Source organism: Pectobacterium sp. HCp5_1, assembly GCF_032905925.1.
Classification (GTDB): domain Bacteria; phylum Pseudomonadota; class Gammaproteobacteria; order Enterobacterales; family Enterobacteriaceae; genus Pectobacterium; species Pectobacterium brasiliense_A.
The window spans coordinates 137,588-157,733 of the sequence record NZ_JAUMIO010000006.1; the positions used below are offsets into that span (position 1 = coordinate 137,588).

The window sequence follows — 20,146 nt, forward strand, 5'->3', positions numbered from 1 at the left end:
CCGAAGGGATTAATGAAGGATTGTGTATGGAACTGCTTTGCCCCGCTGGCAACCTGCCGGCACTGAAAGCTGCCATCGATAATGGCGCAGATGCGGTCTATATCGGCCTGAAAGATGACACCAACGCACGTCATTTTGCCGGGCTTAACTTTACCGACAAGAAGCTACAGGAAGCGCGCGAGTACGTGCATCGTCATCGGCGTAAGCTGCATATCGCCATCAATACGTTTGCGCATCCGGACGGTTATCAGCGCTGGCAACGCGCTGTGGATATGGCTGCGCAGATCGGGGCCGACGTGCTGATCCTCGCCGATCTCGCCATGCTGGAATATGCTACCGAACGCTATCCTCACATTGAGCGTCACGTGTCGGTTCAGGCTTCCGCGACAAACACCGAAGCGATCCGTTTCTATCATCGCCATTTCGATGTCTCACGCATCGTACTGCCGCGCGTATTGTCCATCCATCAGGTGAAGCAAATCGCCCGCACCAGCCCCGTGCCGCTCGAAGTGTTCGCGTTCGGCAGCCTGTGCATCATGGCGGAAGGCCGCTGCTATCTCTCTTCTTATCTGACCGGTGAATCACCGAATACCGTAGGTGCCTGCTCACCGGCGCGATTTGTACGCTGGCAGCAGACGGAAAACGGCATGGAATCACGCCTGAACAATATCCTGATCGACCGCTATCAGGACGATGAAAACGCCGGTTATCCCACGTTGTGCAAAGGGCGTTATTTAGTCGATGGGCAGCGCTACCACGCGCTGGAAGAGCCAACCAGCCTGAACACGCTAGAACTGCTGCCTGAACTGATGGCTGCCAATATTGCTTCCGTGAAGATAGAAGGCCGCCAGCGCAGCCCGGCTTACGTCAGCCAGATTACGCAGGTATGGCGACAGGCTATCGATCGCTGCCGTGCCAATCCTGAGACATTCGTTCCCACTCAGGCCTGGATGGATGCGTTAGGTGCGGTGGCTGAAGGCACACAAACCACGCTCGGCGCTTATCACCGCAAATGGCAGTAGCAGGAGAACACATGAAATACGCATTAGGGAATATTCTCTACTATTGGCCGAAAGAGGATGTTGAGACGTTTTATCAGGCCGCGGTGAACAGCAGCGCCGATATCATTTATCTCGGTGAAACAGTGTGTAGCAAGCGCCGCCTGATGAAGGTGGCAGACTGGTTCAACGTTGCTCGTGAGGTCGCCAACAGCGGAAAGCAGGTGGTGATCTCTACCCTCGCGCTCTTACAGGCACCGTCTGAACTGACGGAGCTAAAACGCTACGTGGAGAACGGCGAGTTCTTGCTGGAAGCAAACGATCTGGGCGCAGTTAACATCGCCGCCGAACGCAATCTGCCGTTTGTCGCCGGACACGCGCTCAACTGCTACAACGCGTACACCCTGCGAGTCCTGCATAAACAAGGCATGGTGCGCTGGTGCATGCCAGTTGAGCTCTCCCGAGACTGGCTGCAAAATTTGCTGAATCAATGTGACGAGCTTGGCTTTCGCCATCAATTTGAAGTGGAAGTACTCAGCTACGGCCATTTACCGCTAGCCTATTCCGCCCGCTGCTTTACCGCTCGTTCAGAAGATCGGCCGAAGGATGAATGCGAAACCTGCTGCCTCAGCTATCCACAAGGCAGAAAAATGCTGTCACAGGAGAACCAGCAGGTGTTTGTCCTCAACGGCATTCAGACGCAAAGCGGCTATTGCTACAACCTCGGTAACGAACTGACATCAATGCAGGATCTGGTCGATATCGTCCGGCTGTCCCCGAACGATATCAGCACGCCGGCGATGCTGGATAAATTCCGCGCCAACGAACAAGGCAATGTGCCATTAACGCTGGAAAATCAGGTAGATTGCAACGGCTATTGGCGTCGCGTCGCTGGCCTTGAACTCGTTCAATAACGCATTTCCTTTCAGGGCGGCCAGCCGCCCTTTCCTTCCTAAGCGCACCTTTGAACTACGTATAACCGCGACATTCCCGCATACTGATCTGACTTTCATCATTGACTGACGGCGTTAGCATCCACCGAATGGGTGGAGTCAGTGAACAACAAAGTGAGCCATATTATGTCTACGTCTTCTCAACCCACCGTGTTTTCCGTCCTCGATCTTGCGCCGATTCCGCAAGGTGCAACAGCGCGTGACGCCTTCCATCGCTCGCTGGATCTGGCGCAGCACACAGAAAAATGGGGCTATCATCGCTATTGGCTGGCGGAACACCACAGCATGACGGGTATCGCCAGCGCAGCAACTTCCGTGCTTCTCGGCTATCTTGCTTCGGGAACACAGCGCATTCGTCTCGGTTCCGGCGGCGTGATGCTACCGAACCACTCACCGCTCGTCATCGCCGAGCAATTTGGTACGCTGGAATCACTGTATCCCGGCCGTATCGATTTGGGATTAGGCCGTGCGCCCGGCACCGATCAGCGCACCATGATGGCGCTGCGTCGTCACCTTAATGCCGATATCGAAGATTTCCCACGCGATGTGCAGGAATTGCAACGCTATTTCGCCGATGCACAGCCGGGTCAGGGAGTGCAAGCCGTCCCGGGACAAGGCTTACACGTTCCGATCTGGCTATTAGGTTCGAGCTTGTATAGCGCACAGCTGGCCGCGAGACTGGGGCTACCTTTTGCCTTCGCCGCGCATTTCGCGCCCGATATGTTGCTGGAAGCATTCCGTCTCTACCGTAAAAACTTTGTCCCTTCTGCCACCCACGCCAAACCTTACGCGATGGTTTGCGTCAATGTGGTAGCGGCCGATAGCGATCGCGACGCGCGCTTCCTCTTCACCTCAATGCAGCAGCAGTTCATCAATCTGCGCCGTGGTACACCAGGCCCGCTGCCCACGCCGGTAGAAAACATCGACACGGTCGGCTCACCTGCCGAGCAGTTTGGTGCGGAGCAAGCACTGCGGCTGTCGATTGTTGGCGATAGCACGAAAGTCCGTCATGGATTGCAGAGCCTTTTGCGTGAAACGCAGGCGGATGAAGTGATGATCAATGGGCAAATCTTTGATCATCAGGCGCGAAAAGATTCTTTCGAGCGGATTATGCAGATACGTCAGGACGTGATCGGGTAGCACAATCCGCTAGGTCGAATACGGTGGAGAAAGTGCCTCTTCTCCACCCTAGTTATTACTTGGGGATTATTTGCCGTCTGCGGTGTAAGGCAAGCTGTCAAAGGTACTCAATCCTTTCTTGCTGTACGGGTTGCCTATCCAACGCTCTGATTCACGGAATGCAGGGCTAACCAGACTTTTTTCGGGCTCCTGAAGATCGTAGCTGAGCCCCGCCAAGGTGGACCAAGTATGCAGCAGGTGCGCATTGCTATATTTCCGATCAACATAGGGAGAATAATCGATCGGATGATCTTTCTGCCACTGAGGTGAAGTCCAGAGAATAAACGGCACGGTATACATAGTACGCGTCGGTGCTGTCTCATTTCGTCCCAACACGTTATGCGGCGGCGTCTCGTAAACATCTTCACCGTGATCCGAGAAATAGAGCAGGAAGCCATTCGGCTGCGTTTTTTCAAAGGTTCGGATCAGTGTTTCAAGAACGTAATCGTTATATAACTCAGCATTATCGTAGTCATTATAGACTTCAACATCGCTGTCGTTCACGCCTTCAGGAATCCCTTCTCGCCCAACAAATTGAGTCGCCTCCTCTGGATAGCGAAATTTATATTTCATGTGAGTGCCTAACAGGTGCACAACAATAAATTTCTTTTCAGCCGGATCGGCCAGTACCTTTTCAAACGGTGCGAACACCACGTCATCATATTGCCGCGCACTTTGAGTGCGCTGATTATTCATATAAAACTGTTCATCTGTTTGCTGGGAGAACACCGTCAGGAGCGTATTACGTTTGGTCATCGTCTGCTGATTGGTAATCCAGAACGTTTTGTATCCAGCCTGTTTCATCATGTTCATCAGCGAAGGCTTGCTCAGATAGAGATCCGGTTGCTGCTCATCAGCGAACGTCAGTGCCTGCTGCAAGATTTCAATGGTGTACGGACGTGAGGTCACTACATCGTTAAACACCACCAGATTGGGATCGCTTTTACGCAGTGCATCCAGTCGCGGCGTGGTCTGTCGACCATAGCCATAAAGGCTCATGCGACTGCTGGTGGTTGATTCACCGATTACCAATACCAGTGTGCGCGGCGTATTACCGTTCGCATCTTTCAGGTTTGCCAAAGGTGGCAACGCTGCATTCTGCTGGAGCATATTGGTCATACTTTCCAGTTGCTGGCGGTACTCCACATAACCAGCAATGTACTGCCATGGGGCAGTAGTGGACATACGACTTGCCAAATAGCCGCTTGCTTCTGCCAACGTCTGCCCCTCATTGTGCATTTTTTTATAAAGGGGAATACCAAACAGCACCACAACAATTAATGAACAAGCCGTCGCTTTATATTTAAACGGTAAATAAACTGGCCGTAGTTTACGCCACAGAAACCAGACGATCGCCGTATAAAAAAACAATATCGCCAAGACTCCCAGACTGAAATATTGACTTACATACTCACCTGCTTCTTTGCTATTAGACTCGAACATCACAAACATCACGCTTTGTGAGAACTCTTGTTTATAAATCGAGTAATAACCCAGTGCAATCAGGGATGTACTCCATAACAGAATACCTAATACGCTGCTGATGATTCTGGTTCGAGTAGGGAAAAGAAAAACAGGAATCAGCCACAGTAAACTGTAGAGTAGCGAATCACGTAATCCCGTGGTGCCGCTATGTCCAGTCAGAACAATGACAAGCTGTAATGCGCAGGAAAAAAACCAAAAATAGAGCAAAAGCCACCCAAGCGAGCGCCAACTAAAACGTTCTTTAGCAAAGAGTTCAGACATGTTTAATTCCACACAACGTTGTTATTTTTTATGCAGCGCCAAATATCAGTATTATCCGTTTAGAACCTAATAAATACAGATAATAAATGTAACACTCGGTTTGGACTGACTGGGAGTGAAGATGCCGATAAGTTATCTCATTCTTCCTACCGAAGACGCGCGAGTAACATGAATTATAGACAGCTAAAGCAGTTTACCCTGAGAACGGTGTCGAAAGAAGAGTTAAAACGCTATCAGAGTGACTGAACCGTAGTGCTACGTAAGTATATTGAGTTCATACAGCCGTCGAAAGTGTTCGAGGTATTGAGAATGGTGACTTAATGTGCACTTCGGAGTGAATTCTTCCTTAAGATAAAATTAAGATAGGATGCTGAGTCATAACAATAATCGGCCCATCATCATCGATGGGCCGCTTATTATAATAAAATACAAAAATAAATGTTGCGTAAAGCACTATTTCGTTATTTGAAGCGAAGTATTTAATCTCGCCCTAAACCGTAACCCAATACGCTCATTACTCAATGTTAGTTTTATTGACCCGCGTCAGCAGGACGACGACGTGGAGCGCGTGAAGCGCCGTCACGGTTATCACGGTTGAAAGAACGCTCACGACGCTCACCGCCGTTACCGTTACCTTCACGGCGTTCGCCACCGCCGAAAGAGCGGCGTGGTGCTGCGCCATCACGACGTTCGCCACCAGGACGACCACCGCCACGACGTTCTGGCTGTGCAACTGCATCACCCATCAGTTGCATATTCATTGGTTTGTTCAGAATACGCGTACGGGTGAAATGTGATAACAGATCGCCCGGCATACCTTTCGGCAGTTCAATCGTCGAGTGAGACGCGAACAACTTGATGTTACCGATGTAGCGGCTGCTGATGTCACCTTCGTTGGCAATGGCACCAACAATGTGGCGAACTTCAACGCCGTCATCACGACCCACTTCAATGCGATACAGTTCCATCTCGCCAGCATCACGACGCTCACGACGTTGTGGACGGTCACCGTCACGGCTGTCACGAGAATCGCGAGGATCACGACGACGATCGCCACGTGAATCACTGCGAGACTCATCACGATCGCGGAATTCGCGACGAGGACGGAATACCGGATCGGGTGGCAGAATCAGAGGACGTTCACCCTGCGCCATTTTCAGCAGCGCAGCAGCCAGCGTTTCGACATCCAGCTCTTCCTGCGGTTGCAGTTTTGTCAGCAGTGCACGGTACATGTCCAGATCGCTGCTTTCCAGCTGTTGCTGTACTTTAGCGGCGAATTTAGCCAGACGGCGTTGACCCAGCAATTCTGCATTTGGCAATTCCACTTCAGGAATGGTCAGCTTCATTGTGCGTTCAACGTTGCGCAGCAGGCGGCGTTCACGATTTTCGACGAACAGCAGAGCGCGGCCCGCACGACCTGCACGACCGGTACGACCAATACGGTGGACGTAAGACTCGGCATCCATCGGGATATCGTAGTTCACTACCAGACTGATACGCTCAACGTCCAGACCACGCGCCGCAACGTCGGTCGCGATCAGGATATCCAGACGACCATCTTTCAGACGCTCCAGCGTTTGCTCACGCAGCGCCTGATTCATGTCACCGTTCAGCGCGGCGCTGTTGTAACCGCTACGCTCCAAGGCTTCGGCCACTTCCAGCGTCGCGTTTTTGGTACGAACGAAAATAATCGCCGCATCAAAATCTTCCGCTTCCAGGAAACGTACCAGCGCTTCATTTTTACGCATACCCTGCACCGTCCAGTAGCTCTGGCTGATGTCTGGGCGCGTAGTAATGCTTGATTGAATGCGAACTTCTTGCGGATCTTTCATGAAACGGCGCGTAATGCGGCGAATCGCTTCAGGCATGGTCGCAGAGAACAGCGCAGTCTGATGTTCAGCAGGGATCTGAGCCATGATGTTTTCAACATCTTCGATGAAGCCCATACGCAGCATTTCATCAGCTTCGTCCAGCACCAAACCACTCAGGTTGGACAGATCCAGCGTACCGCGTTTCAGGTGATCCAGCAGACGGCCCGGCGTACCTACAACGATCTGTGCACCACCACGCAAAGCGCGCAGTTGCACGTCATAGCGCTGGCCGCCGTACAGTGCGACGACATTCACGCCGTGCATATGTTTGGAGAAATCATTGCAGGCCTCTGCTACCTGCACCGCCAGCTCGCGGGTCGGTGCCAGCACCAGAATCTGTGGTGCTTTAAGTTCAGGTTTCAGATTGTTCAGTAATGGCAGAGAGAACGCTGCTGTTTTACCGCTACCGGTCTGTGCCATACCCAGCACATCGCGACCGTTCAGCAGGTGAGGAATACATTCCGCCTGAATCGGAGACGGTTTTTCATAGCCCAAATCAGTCAGGGCATTAAGGATAGAGGTGTTCAGCCCTAAATCGGCAAAAGAAGTTACTAAATCAGTCATGTACACGTGCCTCATTAAACATGGCGGCCAGTCTACATAACTCGTCGTGAAAATTTTCAGTCATTTTCATTGAAAAGTGTGAACCGGCTCAAATTGGATTAAAAAGCGAACAAAAAAGCCCTCACCCGTGAAGGTGATAACCGAAGTTTTTCAGGCTGATTAAGTGTTCGTCAGCTATTGCTGGTCCGATCCTGATAGGTCGTCTTGCTCTTGGCCTAATAGCGCCAATTCCAACAATGCATAGCGGTGCTCAACAAAGTTATGAACGTTGTTGGCAACCGTCAGCTTGAACAGCGCCAAGGCGGTGTTCTTGTCCCCCAGACTTAGGTAGTGCTTACCTAAATAGAAGTCAGTTTCACTGAGATGCTCAGCGAGCGAAGTGTTATCCGTAGCTTCTACCTGTAAACGCTGCATCAGTGTTTTTTCACTGATACTGCCCAGATAGAATTCGACAATATTCCATCCCCAAGGCCCTTTCTTGGCGTCGTCATAGCGTTTCTTCAACGCAATTTTGGCCGTCTCTGGATTGATTTCTCGCTCCACAAGATACAGCCACAACGAACGGAAAGGATCATTCGGATCGTCTCGATAAAACGCCAGCAGATCATCCTGCGCTAACAGGTAGCGACCGCCATAATACAAAGCGATGCCCCGGTTTAAACGCGCGTAATTGTAAGTTGGATCAAGCTCTAGTACAGAATCAAACGCTTCATAGGCAGCATCAAAATTGCCTGCCTGCGTTAAATAGATACCCAAATAGTTAAAAACTTCTGGAATATCAGGGCGGATCGTCAGCGCTTGTGAAAAATCATTCCGCGCCAATGCCCGTAACCCGAGACTATCATACAGCACTCCGCGCTCATATAATAGCTGTGCTCGCTCATCATCGGTTAATGCCCGGCTTGCAAGGATTTGTTCCATGCGTGCCAGGATCACTTCCTGCTGCAAAGTAGGCTGTAACGGAATCGCCAATACTGCGTCTTTACGCCAATCCGTGTTGCTGCATCCTGCCAGCATGAGTGCTGTTGCAACATAACACCAGCGCAAGAAAGGCTTCATTTCCCACTCCCGAAGACAAACATTGGATGAACATCCTGTCCCGGACCGCTCAACGCAAGGTCATCCATTCCCTTACGATACACGCAGCACCTTGCCATGATAATCAGGCAAGGTGCCATAAGACCGTTATCTAACAGTCGTTATTCCTCAGAAGACGGTGCTGCAGCTTCCTGAGTTTGCGCAGTTGCTTCTTTGATGCTTAAGCGCACGCGGCCCTGGCGATCAACTTCCAGAACCTTGACCGGCACTTCCTGACCCATTTGCAGGTAGTCAGTCACTTTCTCTACGCGCTTATCGGCGATCTGAGAAATATGCACCAGGCCTTCTTTGCCGCCGCCAATAGCGACGAAAGCACCAAAATCAACGATGCGGGTAACTTTACCCTGATACACGCGGCCGACTTCGATTTCGGCAGTGATCTCTTCAATGCGACGAATCGCGTGTTTCGCTTTTTCGCCGTCGGTTGAAGCGATCTTCACAGTACCATCGTCTTCAATTTCAATAGTCGTGCCGGTTTCTTCCGTCAGCGCACGAATCACAGAACCACCTTTACCGATCACGTCTTTAATCTTATCGGTACTGATCTTGATGGTGTGAATACGCGGTGCGAATTCAGAGATATCGCCACGTGGCGTGCTGATCGCCTGCTCCATCACGCCCAGAATGTGCAAACGTGCACCTTTGGCCTGATTCAAAGCAACCTGCATGATCTCACGGGTAATCCCTTCGATCTTGATATCCATCTGCAGCGCGGTGATACCTTCACGGCTACCAGCCACTTTGAAGTCCATATCTCCCAGGTGGTCTTCGTCACCCAGAATGTCAGACAGAACAACAAAATTGTCGCCTTCTTTCACCAGACCCATCGCGATACCCGCAACGGCTGATTTGATTGGCACGCCCGCATCCATCAGTGCCAGAGAAGCACCACAGACAGACGCCATGGAAGAAGAACCGTTGGATTCCGTGATTTCAGACACCACACGCACAGTGTACGGGAATTCGTTCGCCTTCGGCATAACGGCCAACACGCCACGCTTAGCCAGACGACCGTGACCGATCTCACGACGCTTAGGCGAACCGACCATACCGGTTTCACCGACAGAGTACGGAGGGAAGTTGTAGTGCAGCAGGAAGCGATCGGTACGTTCACCGGTCAGTTCGTCAATATTCTGCGCGTCACGCTCAGTCCCCAACGTTGCAGTGACCAACGCCTGCGTTTCACCACGGGTGAACAGTGCGGAACCGTGGGTACGCGGCAGCACGCCAGTACGTACATCCAGACCACGAATCATGTCTTTTTCACGGCCATCGATACGCGGTTCGCCAGCCAGCACGCGGCTACGTACGACATTTTTCTCAACGTTACCCAGAATTTCCTGGATATCGCCCGCATTCAGCGTTTCGTCTTCGGCTTGCAGAGCAGCAACAACATCAGCTTTGATGACGTCAACTTGTGCATAACGCTCTTGTTTTTCAGTGATGCGGTAAGCGTCACCCAGACGTGCTTCAGACAAAGCCTGTACACGCTGCTCTAAAGAAACGTTAACTTCTGGCGCATGCCATTCCCACTTCGGTTTGCCTGCTTCAGCAACCAGAGCGTTGATGTTCTGGATAACGATCTGCTGTTGCTCGTGACCAAATACCACAGCACCCAGCATCTGATCTTCACTCAGAATGTCGGCTTCGGATTCCACCATCAGAACCGCGCCTTCCGTACCTGCAACCACCAGATCCAAACGGCTTTCTTTCAGCTCATCCATCGTTGGGTTCAGGACATACTGATCGTTCAGGTAGCCGACGCGCGCAGCACCGATAGGGCCGCCGAATGGAATACCAGACAGGCTCAACGCCGCAGAGGCACCAATCATGGCAACGATGTCAGGGCTAACCTGTGGGTTAACAGAAACGACCGTCGCAATCACCTGAACTTCATTCAGGAAACCTTCTGGGAACAGAGGGCGGATTGGGCGGTCGATCAAGCGAGAAATCAGCGTTTCACCTTCGCTTGGACGGCCTTCACGACGGAAGAAACCACCAGGGAAACGCCCAGCAGCGTAAGTACGCTCCTGATAGTTAACCGTTAATGGGAAGAAACTTTGGCCGGGTTTGGCGTTTTTCGCGCCGACCACAGTAACGAATACTGCGGTGTCATCCATGCTTACCATCACAGCGGCGGTAGCCTGGCGTGCCATCATACCGGTCTCTAACGTGACGGTATGCTGACCATATTGGAACTTACGGACGATCGGATTCAGCAAAATAATATCCTTAGCTGGGGCGCGCTACACGTATTCAAGATAAACGCGCCAGTGAACTCCCGACCTTTACACTACATCCTCACGACTAATGACAACCCTTATCTTGCTTATGCAGATAAAGCCTCTCATTAGCCGCGCGAACCTCTGTAATGAAAGATCATATTAACAACAATACACTACTCTGTTTTGCTAACGCTTCCTAGAAGAAAGGGGCCAAAAGAGGCCCCTTCCCACTGAAACTCAGAAGACTTAGCGACGCAGACCCAGACGCTCGATCAGGCTGGTGTAACGTGCTACATCTTTACGCTTCAGGTAGTCCAGCAGCTTACGACGCTGAGAAACCATACGCAGCAGACCACGACGGCTGTGGTGATCTTTTTTGTGCTCAGAAAAGTGGCCTTGCAGATGGTTGATCTGCGCAGTCAGCAAAGCAACCTGAACTTCAGTAGAACCACTATCGTTAGTGCCACGACCGAAGTCTGCTACGATTTTAGCTTTAGCTTCAACACTTAGAGACATTGTAATACTCCAAACATTATAGATAAAAAAACAGGCGCCGATCTCTAATTCAGCCACCCAATAGTCAAGCCGCGCTATTCTACCCTCAGCGTTCTGCGATAGCAAGGCAGCAACAGGCGGGTTTACACCGGAAACTCAACAACCAGACGACGCGGCGCAACACGGCCATCGCTATCGATTTCGCCCATTCCGATAAATTTGTGTTCGTCACCTTCGGTGATTCTCACCATGCCGTTCGAGGGCACATTCGCTGCCTGAACCGCTTGCCCCAGCTTCAAATAACCCGCGACAACCGGCGTCAGATTCACCTCAGGAAAATCAATGACTGGGCTTTCCATCGGCATAAGCAGCGGATCGAGACTCTTCGAAAGTGGGAGCTCTTGTGTTTGAGCCTGCTCGGACAAAGCCGCTAGCTGCTCCAGCGTCACCATTCTTTCGGTAGGATAAGTGGCAACCTGTAAACGACGCAGGTAAATCACATGCGCGCCACAGCCCAACTTTTCGCCCAAATCGTCAATAATGGTGCGGATGTATGTGCCTTTCGAGCAGTGAATCTCCAGTTCTAGCTCATCACCTTCCCAGCGAATGAACTGCAGTTCGTACACGGTGATTTCACGCGCTTCACGTGGAACCGTCAGACCCTGACGCGCATACTCATACAGCTTACGCCCCTGATATTTCAGCGCCGAGTACATGGACGGCACTTGCTGCGTGGTACCACGAAAGCCTTCCAGCGCCTGCTCCAGATCGGTAGCAGAAAAACCAATCGCACGCTCTTCAATCACGTTGCCATCGGCATCAGAGGTGTCAGTCCGTTGCCCAAGTCGGGCAATAACACGGTAGCGTTTATCAGAATCCAGCAGATACTGGGAAAATTTCGTCGCTTCCCCAAGGCAAATCGGCAACATACCGGTGGCTAATGGATCCAACGCCCCCGTATGGCCCGCTCTGTTGGCGTTAAAAATCCGTTTTACCTTCTGCAAAACATCATTAGACGACACGCCCTGCGGCTTATCTAATAGCAATACGCCGTGTATATCACGGCCACGGCGACGAGGACGACTCATTAATCCTCCTGATCTTCGCCCGTAACAGAACGACGTTCCGTATCGTTTTTGATCACATTGGTCACCAGATTGGACATTCTCATCCCTTCAACCAACGAGTTGTCGTAGGAAAATGTCAGTGCTGGGACAACACGCAGGCGCATTGCTTTGCCAACCAGGGTACGGATAAAACCAGACGCATCCTGCAGTGCTTTGATTGCCGTTTGAACTTGCTCTGGTTCGTTATCATTCAGGAAGGTCACAAAAACCTTGGCATACGCCAGATCGCGAGACACTTCCACACCGGATACGGTCGCCATGCCGATACGCGGATCTTTCACTTCACGCTGAATGATAATGGCGATTTCTTTTTGCATTTCCTGCGCAACGCGCTGGGTGCGGCTGAATTCTTTTGCCATGATAAATTCTCCAGTAAAAATCGGGGGGCACTAGGCCCCCCTTACGAATCACTTACGTCGTCGCTGAAAACGGATTACGCGATCGTACGTTTGATCTCAATCGTTTCAAAGACTTCGATCATATCGCCAGGGCGAACGTCGTTGTAGTTCTTCACAGCGATACCACATTCCATGCCGTTACGGACTTCGTTAACGTCATCTTTGAAGCGGCGCAGAGATTCCAGTTCGCCTTCATAGATCACCACGTTGTCACGCAGTACACGGATCTTGTTATGACGCTTAACGATACCCTCAGTCACCATACAACCGGCGACAGCACCAAATTTCGGTGATTTAAAGACATCACGCACTTCAGCCAAACCGATGATCTCTTGCTTATATTCAGGCGCCAGCATACCGCTCATCGCCTGTTTCACTTCGTCGATCAAATCATAGATGACGGAGTAATAACGCAGATCCAGACTTTCCGCTTCTACTACGCGGCGAGCTGATGCATCTGCACGAACGTTAAAGCCAAGGATAATCGCATTCGATGCTGCTGCCAGCGTGGCGTCCGTTTCTGTGATACCGCCCACACCGGAACCGACGATCTTCACTTTCACTTCATCAGTAGACAGTTTCTGCAGTGAATCGGAAATCGCTTCACAAGAACCCTGAACGTCAGATTTCAGAACGATGTTCAGCTCAGAAACTTCACCTTCTGTCATGTTGGCAAACATGTTTTCCAGTTTAGATTTCTGCTGACGAGCCAGTTTAACTTCACGGAATTTACCCTGACGATACAAGGCCACTTCACGCGCTTTCTTCTCGTCACGAACAACTGTCGCTTCGTCACCTGCGGCAGGTACACCAGACATACCGAGAATTTCTACAGGAATAGAAGGACCCGCAGACGTAATTTCACGACCTAATTCATCACGCATCGCACGAACACGGCCATATTCGAAGCCGCACAGAACGATATCGCCTTTATTCAGCGTACCTTCACGTACCAGTACAGTTGCAACCGGGCCACGACCTTTATCCAAGAAGGATTCGATCACGACACCGTTCGCCATGCCGCTACGGACCGCTTTCAGTTCCAGAACTTCGGCCTGCAACAGAATCGCATCCAGCAGTTCGTCGATACCAGTACCGGCTTTAGCAGATACGTGAACAAACTGAGATTCGCCGCCCCACTCTTCCGGCATGATGCCGTACTGAGACAGTTCAGTTTTCACACGATCTGGATCAGAGTCAGGTTTATCGATTTTGTTGACTGCAACAACAACCGGAACCTGAGCCGCTTTCGCATGCTGGATAGCTTCGATGGTCTGAGGCATCACGCCATCATCCGCAGCGACAACCAGTACCACGATATCCGTTGCCTGAGCACCACGAGCACGCATTGCGGTAAACGCGGCGTGTCCCGGCGTATCCAGGAACGTGATCATACCGTTGTCGGTTTCAACGTGGTAAGCACCGATGTGCTGGGTAATCCCACCCGCTTCACCTGCTGCTACTTTGGTTGAACGAATATAGTCAAGCAGTGAGGTTTTACCGTGGTCAACGTGGCCCATGATGGTCACGACTGGCGCGCGGGATTCAGCCGCAACACCCGTATCACGGTCGCTCATTACCGCCTCTTCCAGCTCGTTTTCACGACGCAGGATAACTTTATGGCCCATCTCTTCCGCGACGAGTTGCGCGGTTTCCTGGTCGATGACCTGGTTGATGGTTGCCATTGCACCCAGTTTCATCATCGTTTTGATGACCTGAGAGCCTTTAACCGCCATTTTGTTAGCCAGTTCAGCAACGGTAACCGTTTCGCCGATGATCACATCACGGTTCACTGCCTGAGCGGGCTTATTGAAGCTCTGCTGCAGTGTACTTGGCTTACGTTTACCTTTACCACCACGGGTAACAGCACGCGCTTCTTCACGGTCAGCCTTGGACTCAGACTGGCGATTACCTTTCTTCTGCTTGGTGACTTTGGCTGCGCGAGTACGGGTACGGCGCTCGCCTTCAACCTGACGGTCGTTTTCATCTTCCGCTTCGCGGGCATGATGAGAGGTCGTCACATGATAATCGGCAGATTCTTCAGGTTTAGCGCTTTCCGCTTCCCAACGCCCGGCATTTTCTTCAGCCATACGGCGAGCTTCTTCAGCAATACGACGCGCTTCTTCTTCAACCTTAAGACGTGCAGTTTCTTCTGCTTTACGCTTAAGTTCGGCAGCTTCCGCTTCACGTTTCGCTTTCTCAGACTGAGCCGGCTTGGTCATATTTTCGTTTTGTTGGTTCGTCACTTTTTCTTTTTCCGCTACATCACGCTTAGCTTTTTCAGCGGCCTCACGTTTGGCTTGCTCGTCGGCAGCACGCTTCGCTTTCTCAGCAGCTTCGCGCAGATCAGCCTCGCGCTTAGCCTGCTCTTCAGCGGCACGTTGTGCCTGTTCTTCCGCTTCACGCCGTGCCTGCTCTTCCTCTTCAGCCTGTTGGGCATCAATCGGATCGCGTTTTACATAAGTGCGTGTCTTGCGGACTTCGATCTGCACCGACTTACTTTTTCCGCCAGTGCTAGGGATATTTAACGTGCTGCGCGTTTTGCGTTGCAGCGTCAATTTACTCGGCGCATTACCGCGATCGCGGTTCAGATGCGCCAATAATGTTTCTTTTTCATGCTGGGTCACAGAGTCTGATGCAGACTTGGTCATTCCCGCATCAGCAAACTGCTGTATCAGGCGGTCAACCGGAGTCTGAATCTCTGCGGCTAACGATTTTACGGTTACATCTGTCATGCTGTTCCTTTCCTGCTACAGTTCGTTATTCGTTGTCGTCGCCAAACCAACAGATATTACGTGCGGCCATAATCAATTCGCCCGCTTGCTCATCATTGAGCTCTTCAATATCTGTCAGGTCGTCAACACCCTGTTCAGCAAGATCTTCCAGCGTACAAACACCGATCGCAGCAAGCTTGAATGCCAACTCACGCGACAGCCCAGGCAAGCCAAGCAAGTCTTCAGCAGGTTGACCGTCACCTCGGCTTTCTTCATGCGCCAGTGCCAGCGTTGTTAATGCGGCTTTCGCACGCTCACGCAATGCTTCAACGGTTTCTTCATCAAGGCCTTCGATGGCCAACAGTTCCTTGATTGGCACGTAAGCCAGTTCTTCAAGGGAGGAGAAACCTTCTTCAACCAGCACGGTGGCAAACTCGTCATCAATATCAAGGTGCTTGGTAAAGACGTCGATTGCAGCATGTGCTTCAGCCTGATGCTTGGCTTGAAGATCTTCCACTGTCATCACGTTCAGTTCCCAACGATCGTCTGAACGATGCTGTTTCAACAGTTGGGAAGCCAAACGTACGTTCTGCCCGTTTCGACCAATCGCCTGAGCCAGATTGCTCGACTCAACAGCGATATCCATCGTGCAAGTATCTTCATCAACCACGATCGATACCACATCGGCAGGTGCCATGGCATTGATGACAAACTGCGCAGGATTATCATCCCACAGAATGATATCAATACGCTCGCCGCCCAGCTCGCTGGAAACAGCCTGCACACGTGCACCGCGCATACCGACACAAGCACCGACGGGATCGATACGTTTGTCATTCGTCTTCACTGCAATTTTTGCACGTGAACCCGGATCGCGGGCCGCTGCCTTAATCTCGATAACTTCTTCACCGATTTCTGGCACTTCAATGCGGAAGAGTTCAACCAGCATTTCCGGACGGGAACGGCTGACAAACAGTTGAGCACCGCGAGCTTCAGGACGAACAGAGTACAGCACGCCACGAATACGGTCGCCAGGGCGGAAATTTTCACGAGGCAGCATATCTTCACGGCCAATTACCGCTTCTGCACTGGTGTTAGAGCCATCGATTGGTCTGACTTCAAGCGAAATATTATCACGGTTCACCTTCTTCACGACACCGGTGATAATCTCGCCTTCTTGCTCACGGAACTGATCAACAACCATCGCACGTTCTGCTTCACGAACTTTCTGTACGATAACCTGTTTTGCCGTTTGCGTCGTAATGCGGTCAAACGTTACGGATTCGATTTGATCTTCAACGTAACCGCCGACATCAAGAGCAGGATCTTCAAACTGTGCCGCTTCAAGCGTAATTTCGCGGGTTGGCTGAGTGACTTCATTCACCACTAACCAACGACGGAAGGTATCAAAATCGCCCGTTTTGCGATCGATACTGACGCGGACATCAATTTCCTGCTCATATTTTTTCTTGGTCGCTGTCGCCAGTGCGGTTTCCAGCGCTTCAAAAATCTTCTCGCGCGGAAGGGCTTTCTCATTGGAAACTGCTTCAACAACAGCCAGAATCTCTTTGTTCATCCTAGTTGCCTCATCCAAACTTTAAAAGTGGGGTACAAGATTCGCTTTCTGAATGTTGCTCAGCGCGAATACTTCATCTTTGCCTTCCACTGTTATGGTGATCATTTCGCCGTCAACAGCTTTGATCACACCCAACCATTTACGGCGATTCTGGACTGCCATACGCAGCACCACTGTGACTTCTTCACCGACGAAATGCAGATAATGTGCTGCCGTGAATAAGGGACGCTCAAGCCCTGGAGACGACACCTCCAGGTTATAGGCGACAGTGATTGGATCTTCTACGTCCAATACCGCACTGACCTGGTGGCTGACATCAGCACAATCATCAACAGTGATCCCATCTTCACTATCAATATAGATACGCAGCGTCGATTGGCGACTGCGGATGAACTCAATCCCAACCAATTCGTAGCCTAACGCGGCAACAGGTGCTGAAATCATCTCTGTTAATTTTTGCTCTAATGTGGACAAGTCCACCCCCAAGACATAAAAAAAGGGCCTAATAGCCCAGTTGTTTGTTGCCAAATAACAAAAAACCCCGAAAAATCGGGGCTTTATGCAACTGGACCCTAATACCGCTAACCAGCGCGGCATAACTTTCGGTGAAGGATTTTTTCAAAAATCACTGCAAAAAGAGATAGAAATTGAGTGAAGAACGTATTTGAAAAAACACTTTACTGGAAGTTAAGTGGTTGCGGGGGCCGGATTTGAACCGACGACCTTCGGGTTATGAGCCCGACGAGCTACCAAGCTGCTCCACCCCGCGTCCGAAATCGTGGCAAATACTACGCTGACAACTGCATAAATGCAAGTCATCCATAGGATTGGTTCGAAGGCGATTTTTATACGTGTAATACGCTTTTTTGTCAAGAACCATAAAGGGCGTAGAAGCGGCCATCGCGATGATGGGCATTCCACTGTAGGAAGCAGATCTTGTGTCGTCACGCTAGCTGCAAAGCGGGCCAACCGTTGCAAAAAGGCACGGACGCCAGAAATAGCGGAAAGAGGTGACGCTGTGGGGGATTCCCTGATGCTTAAAAATCAAACAATAACTGAATAATATAATAGGATAAAACTTATCTTCGTTCTTCTTCTAATAGTACGATCGCAGCTTGTGTTCTGTTACGCACATTAAGCCGCCTGAAAATCGACTCCAGGTGTGACTTCACGGTGCCTGCACTGATGTTTAATGTTCGACTGATTTGTTTATTAGAAGCCCCTGACGCAATCAGTTGCAGAACCTCATGCTGCCTTTCACTGAGTTTGCCTTTTACACTGTTATCGACACTCCACCCCTCATAGATCACCCCATCATCCGGCAAACAGACCATACCCATCGACACCGTTTTTAATGCCTGAGCAATAGAATCAACTGGCGATGTTTTAAGAATGACGCCCATCACATGGTGTTTCAGATAGTTATTCAAAATATGTCTTTCAATCGCATCAACCATAATAATCACACTGACGTTAATATATTTCTCATGCAGTGCTTCCAGGAAAGAACTGTACTCGCCACTTTCTTTATTACAATTGAGTAAAATAAAAGCGTTGTTCATCTCCTCAAGGAAAGGCCATACATCGTCAATGTCTTTTACGCCAACAATATTGGCATTGTGCATAAAATCATTCAGCCCAACAGATAACCCCTGAATGAAAATAGGGGATTTGTCAATAATAACAACATTCACTGTGCAATCTCCATTTACCTTTATTTTATTAAAAATGCCCTCTAAGAAGTTTTAGCCTATCTTGAAAGATATGATGTCACGCCATTTGGCATATGCCGTTTACCTTATAGACACGTCTATATTTATTCGAACATACTGACATGATAACCTCAGTCAAAAACCCTCAAAGAGGAATATCATTAGCAATGAAAGATTATCTCAAAATAACATCTAAGAGCGTAATGATTTCATAAACACACTAAATATTTATTGCCAATTTAAAACAGAAAAAATAAAAGAGAGGGATATGGCCTATGTCATATTACATTATATTTCTAACACAATGACTGATACGCACCACCCTTATTATCTGTTAACGTTTTCTCAAATTATCATTTATTTAACCCCAGGCTATTCATGTCTATTGCCTGAAGAATAAGATAAGGAGAACGTATGTCATTTAAGAGCTGGATAACGGGGGAAAATAAAAAAACAGACAAGGGTGATAATGTCCAAGGGAAAAATCCCCATGTCACACAGAACGATAACATGGCGTCATCAAAGGCAATGACGCTAGCAGACATTGCTCGCGGTATGCAGCATGCTGCCACCGCCGCCAATCAATTTATCGCTCATCAATATCAACAGACTCTCGAACCTTTTTTTGAACGTGACGCTGATGGCGTGTTAACCCCAAAGACGGTTGCGATTCAACTCGATCCCCGGCACCACGTCGAGCTGCCACTGGTTGCGCTTTCTACGCCAAGGGGGTTGATGCTGGAAAAAATGAAAGTGCGAATGACAGTGAGAACCGATGCGGTCAGCCAGGACAAAATCACCTCATCTTTAGACGATCATAACATCACTAATTTTCACGTCAGCATGTCGCCTTCAGGCAAAAACAAAAAAGGCAGAAATAGTCAGCACGTCGATATAGAAATGCAATTCACTGCGCTGGATCCTCCAGAAAGTATCATGCGGTTAATTGATGAATACACCAATCTCGTTCTCCCCCGAATAACGCAAGAGGAAAAAAACAATGGCTAATATTCCAGACACGATCAATGAAGCGGGTCTCTCTCTGATTAAGAGTTTTGAAGGTCTGAAATTAACAAAGTATCGTGACACCGCAGGTAAATGGACGATTGGATATGGACATTTAATACTGCCGAATGAAAACTTTGATAATGGAATTACCCTCCAGGAAGCGGATTTATTGTTACGGCAGGACTTAAAAACGGCGGAAACGGGTGTTCAGCATTATGTGAACGTTGATCTCAACGGAAATCAATTTGGTGCATTAACATCATTTACCTATAACCTGGGAGTCAATAGTCTGAAGACGTCGACATTATTACGCCTGCTTAACCAAGGTGACTATGCCGGCGCAGCCGATCAATTTCCACGCTGGGACAAAGATGGTGAGCAAGTCGTGGAAGGACTCCTTCGCCGTAGAGAAGCAGAGAAAGTCCTTTTCCTACAAGCCATCACACCAAATTAATAGTCAACAGAAGTTAAAAAACGCTATT

At 50.0% G+C, this 20,146-nt stretch carries 17 protein-coding genes and 1 tRNA gene; 5 read left to right on the forward strand and 13 right to left on the reverse strand.

The genetic code is table 11. The features are described from left to right. Nucleotides 1-26: 26 nt before the first annotated feature. The 3 genes from Q3A88_RS06980 (at nucleotide 27) to Q3A88_RS06990 (ending at nucleotide 3,091) form a co-directional block, all read left to right on the forward strand. Nucleotides 27-1,022 (forward strand): peptidase U32 family protein, encoded by a 996-nt coding sequence (locus Q3A88_RS06980; protein ID WP_014914135.1) that lies wholly within the window; start codon nucleotides 27-29, stop codon nucleotides 1,020-1,022. An 11-nt stretch (nucleotides 1,023-1,033) separates the two neighbouring features. Then, nucleotides 1,034-1,912 (forward strand): U32 family peptidase, encoded by an 879-nt coding sequence (locus Q3A88_RS06985; protein ID WP_317177648.1) that lies wholly within the window; start codon nucleotides 1,034-1,036, stop codon nucleotides 1,910-1,912. Between the two features lie 165 nt (nucleotides 1,913-2,077). Then, nucleotides 2,078-3,091, forward strand: a complete 1,014-nt coding sequence (locus Q3A88_RS06990) for a luciferase-like monooxygenase (RefSeq protein ID WP_317177649.1) — start codon at nucleotides 2,078-2,080, stop codon at nucleotides 3,089-3,091. Between the two features lie 66 nt (nucleotides 3,092-3,157). Here Q3A88_RS06990 and cptA read toward each other — a convergent pair whose 3' ends face one another. From cptA to Q3A88_RS07050, 13 genes are all read right to left on the reverse strand, one after another. Continuing rightward, nucleotides 3,158-4,876, reverse strand: a complete 1,719-nt coding sequence (gene cptA, locus Q3A88_RS06995; protein ID WP_110163485.1) for a phosphoethanolamine transferase CptA — start codon at nucleotides 4,874-4,876, stop codon at nucleotides 3,158-3,160. A gap of 530 nt (nucleotides 4,877-5,406) precedes the next feature. Further along, nucleotides 5,407-7,311, reverse strand: a complete 1,905-nt coding sequence (locus tag Q3A88_RS07000; RefSeq protein ID WP_110163484.1) for a DEAD/DEAH family ATP-dependent RNA helicase — start codon at nucleotides 7,309-7,311, stop codon at nucleotides 5,407-5,409. Next, a complete protein-coding gene (yrbN, locus tag Q3A88_RS21890) occupies nucleotides 7,304-7,381 on the reverse strand; it encodes a protein YrbN (protein ID WP_099606227.1) in 78 nt (25 codons plus the stop codon). Before yrbN ends, Q3A88_RS07000 begins: the two co-directional genes overlap by 8 nt. A 104-nt stretch (nucleotides 7,382-7,485) precedes the next feature. Beyond that, nucleotides 7,486-8,370 (reverse strand): lipoprotein NlpI, encoded by an 885-nt coding sequence (gene nlpI, locus Q3A88_RS07005; RefSeq protein WP_010279700.1) that lies wholly within the window; start codon nucleotides 8,368-8,370, stop codon nucleotides 7,486-7,488. Between the two features lie 140 nt (nucleotides 8,371-8,510). Continuing rightward, a complete protein-coding gene (pnp, locus tag Q3A88_RS07010; protein WP_039496887.1) occupies nucleotides 8,511-10,631 on the reverse strand; it encodes a polyribonucleotide nucleotidyltransferase in 2,121 nt (706 codons plus the stop codon). A 249-nt stretch (nucleotides 10,632-10,880) separates the two neighbouring features. Further along, entirely contained in the window at nucleotides 10,881-11,150 is a 270-nt protein-coding gene (gene rpsO / locus Q3A88_RS07015) for a 30S ribosomal protein S15 (RefSeq protein WP_010279698.1), read from the reverse strand. A gap of 122 nt (nucleotides 11,151-11,272) precedes the next feature. Next, the gene (gene truB, locus Q3A88_RS07020) at nucleotides 11,273-12,217 is read right to left on the reverse strand and encodes a tRNA pseudouridine(55) synthase TruB (protein WP_110163483.1); all 945 of its coding nucleotides are present in this window, start codon (nucleotides 12,215-12,217) and stop codon (nucleotides 11,273-11,275) included. Continuing rightward, on the reverse strand, nucleotides 12,217-12,615 hold the full coding sequence (gene rbfA / locus Q3A88_RS07025; protein WP_010279693.1) for a 30S ribosome-binding factor RbfA: 399 nt from the start codon (nucleotides 12,613-12,615) through the stop codon (nucleotides 12,217-12,219). The genes truB and rbfA overlap by 1 nt, the downstream gene beginning before the upstream one ends. A 74-nt stretch (nucleotides 12,616-12,689) precedes the next feature. Further along, complete coding sequence (gene infB, locus Q3A88_RS07030) at nucleotides 12,690-15,389, reverse strand: translation initiation factor IF-2 (RefSeq protein WP_110163482.1); 2,700 nt, start codon at nucleotides 15,387-15,389, stop codon at nucleotides 12,690-12,692. A 25-nt stretch (nucleotides 15,390-15,414) separates the two neighbouring features. After that, nucleotides 15,415-16,944, reverse strand: a complete 1,530-nt coding sequence (nusA, locus tag Q3A88_RS07035; RefSeq protein ID WP_010279687.1) for a transcription termination factor NusA — start codon at nucleotides 16,942-16,944, stop codon at nucleotides 15,415-15,417. A gap of 21 nt (nucleotides 16,945-16,965) precedes the next feature. Continuing rightward, a complete protein-coding gene (rimP, locus tag Q3A88_RS07040) occupies nucleotides 16,966-17,418 on the reverse strand; it encodes a ribosome maturation factor RimP (RefSeq protein WP_010279686.1) in 453 nt (150 codons plus the stop codon). 218 nt (nucleotides 17,419-17,636) lie between these two features. Continuing rightward, nucleotides 17,637-17,713 (reverse strand) — tRNA-Met (locus tag Q3A88_RS07045). Nucleotides 17,714-18,023: 310 nt separating this feature from the next. Then, nucleotides 18,024-18,638, reverse strand: coding sequence for a response regulator transcription factor (locus tag Q3A88_RS07050; RefSeq protein ID WP_039282236.1), 615 nt, complete (start codon nucleotides 18,636-18,638; stop codon nucleotides 18,024-18,026). A gap of 432 nt (nucleotides 18,639-19,070) precedes the next feature. Between Q3A88_RS07050 and Q3A88_RS07055 the strand changes: the two genes are divergently transcribed. Both Q3A88_RS07055 and Q3A88_RS07060 read left to right on the forward strand, forming a co-directional pair. Further along, complete coding sequence (locus tag Q3A88_RS07055) at nucleotides 19,071-19,664, forward strand: DUF2589 domain-containing protein (protein WP_110163481.1); 594 nt, start codon at nucleotides 19,071-19,073, stop codon at nucleotides 19,662-19,664. Continuing rightward, complete coding sequence (locus Q3A88_RS07060; protein ID WP_317177650.1) at nucleotides 19,657-20,118, forward strand: lysozyme; 462 nt, start codon at nucleotides 19,657-19,659, stop codon at nucleotides 20,116-20,118. The genes Q3A88_RS07055 and Q3A88_RS07060 overlap by 8 nt, the downstream gene beginning before the upstream one ends. Nucleotides 20,119-20,146 lie beyond the last annotated feature (28 nt).

Coding starts and splice junctions, on each gene's coding strand:
- Q3A88_RS06980 (WP_014914135.1), top strand. CDS start 27: ATGGAACTGCTTTGCCCCGCTGGCAACCTGCCGGCACTGAAAGCTGCC.
- Q3A88_RS06985 (WP_317177648.1), top strand. CDS start 1,034: ATGAAATACGCATTAGGGAATATTCTCTACTATTGGCCGAAAGAGGAT.
- Q3A88_RS06990 (WP_317177649.1), top strand. CDS start 2,078: ATGTCTACGTCTTCTCAACCCACCGTGTTTTCCGTCCTCGATCTTGCG.
- cptA (WP_110163485.1), bottom strand. CDS start 4,876: ATGTCTGAACTCTTTGCTAAAGAACGTTTTAGTTGGCGCTCGCTTGGG.
- Q3A88_RS07000 (WP_110163484.1), bottom strand. CDS start 7,311: ATGACTGATTTAGTAACTTCTTTTGCCGATTTAGGGCTGAACACCTCT.
- yrbN (WP_099606227.1), bottom strand. CDS start 7,381: ATGAAAATGACTGAAAATTTTCACGACGAGTTATGTAGACTGGCCGCC.
- nlpI (WP_010279700.1), bottom strand. CDS start 8,370: ATGAAGCCTTTCTTGCGCTGGTGTTATGTTGCAACAGCACTCATGCTG.
- rpsO (WP_010279698.1), bottom strand. CDS start 11,150: ATGTCTCTAAGTGTTGAAGCTAAAGCTAAAATCGTAGCAGACTTCGGT.
- truB (WP_110163483.1), bottom strand. CDS start 12,217: ATGAGTCGTCCTCGTCGCCGTGGCCGTGATATACACGGCGTATTGCTA.
- rbfA (WP_010279693.1), bottom strand. CDS start 12,615: ATGGCAAAAGAATTCAGCCGCACCCAGCGCGTTGCGCAGGAAATGCAA.
- infB (WP_110163482.1), bottom strand. CDS start 15,389: ATGACAGATGTAACCGTAAAATCGTTAGCCGCAGAGATTCAGACTCCG.
- nusA (WP_010279687.1), bottom strand. CDS start 16,944: ATGAACAAAGAGATTCTGGCTGTTGTTGAAGCAGTTTCCAATGAGAAA.
- Q3A88_RS07055 (WP_110163481.1), top strand. CDS start 19,071: ATGTCATTTAAGAGCTGGATAACGGGGGAAAATAAAAAAACAGACAAG.
- Q3A88_RS07060 (WP_317177650.1), top strand. CDS start 19,657: ATGGCTAATATTCCAGACACGATCAATGAAGCGGGTCTCTCTCTGATT.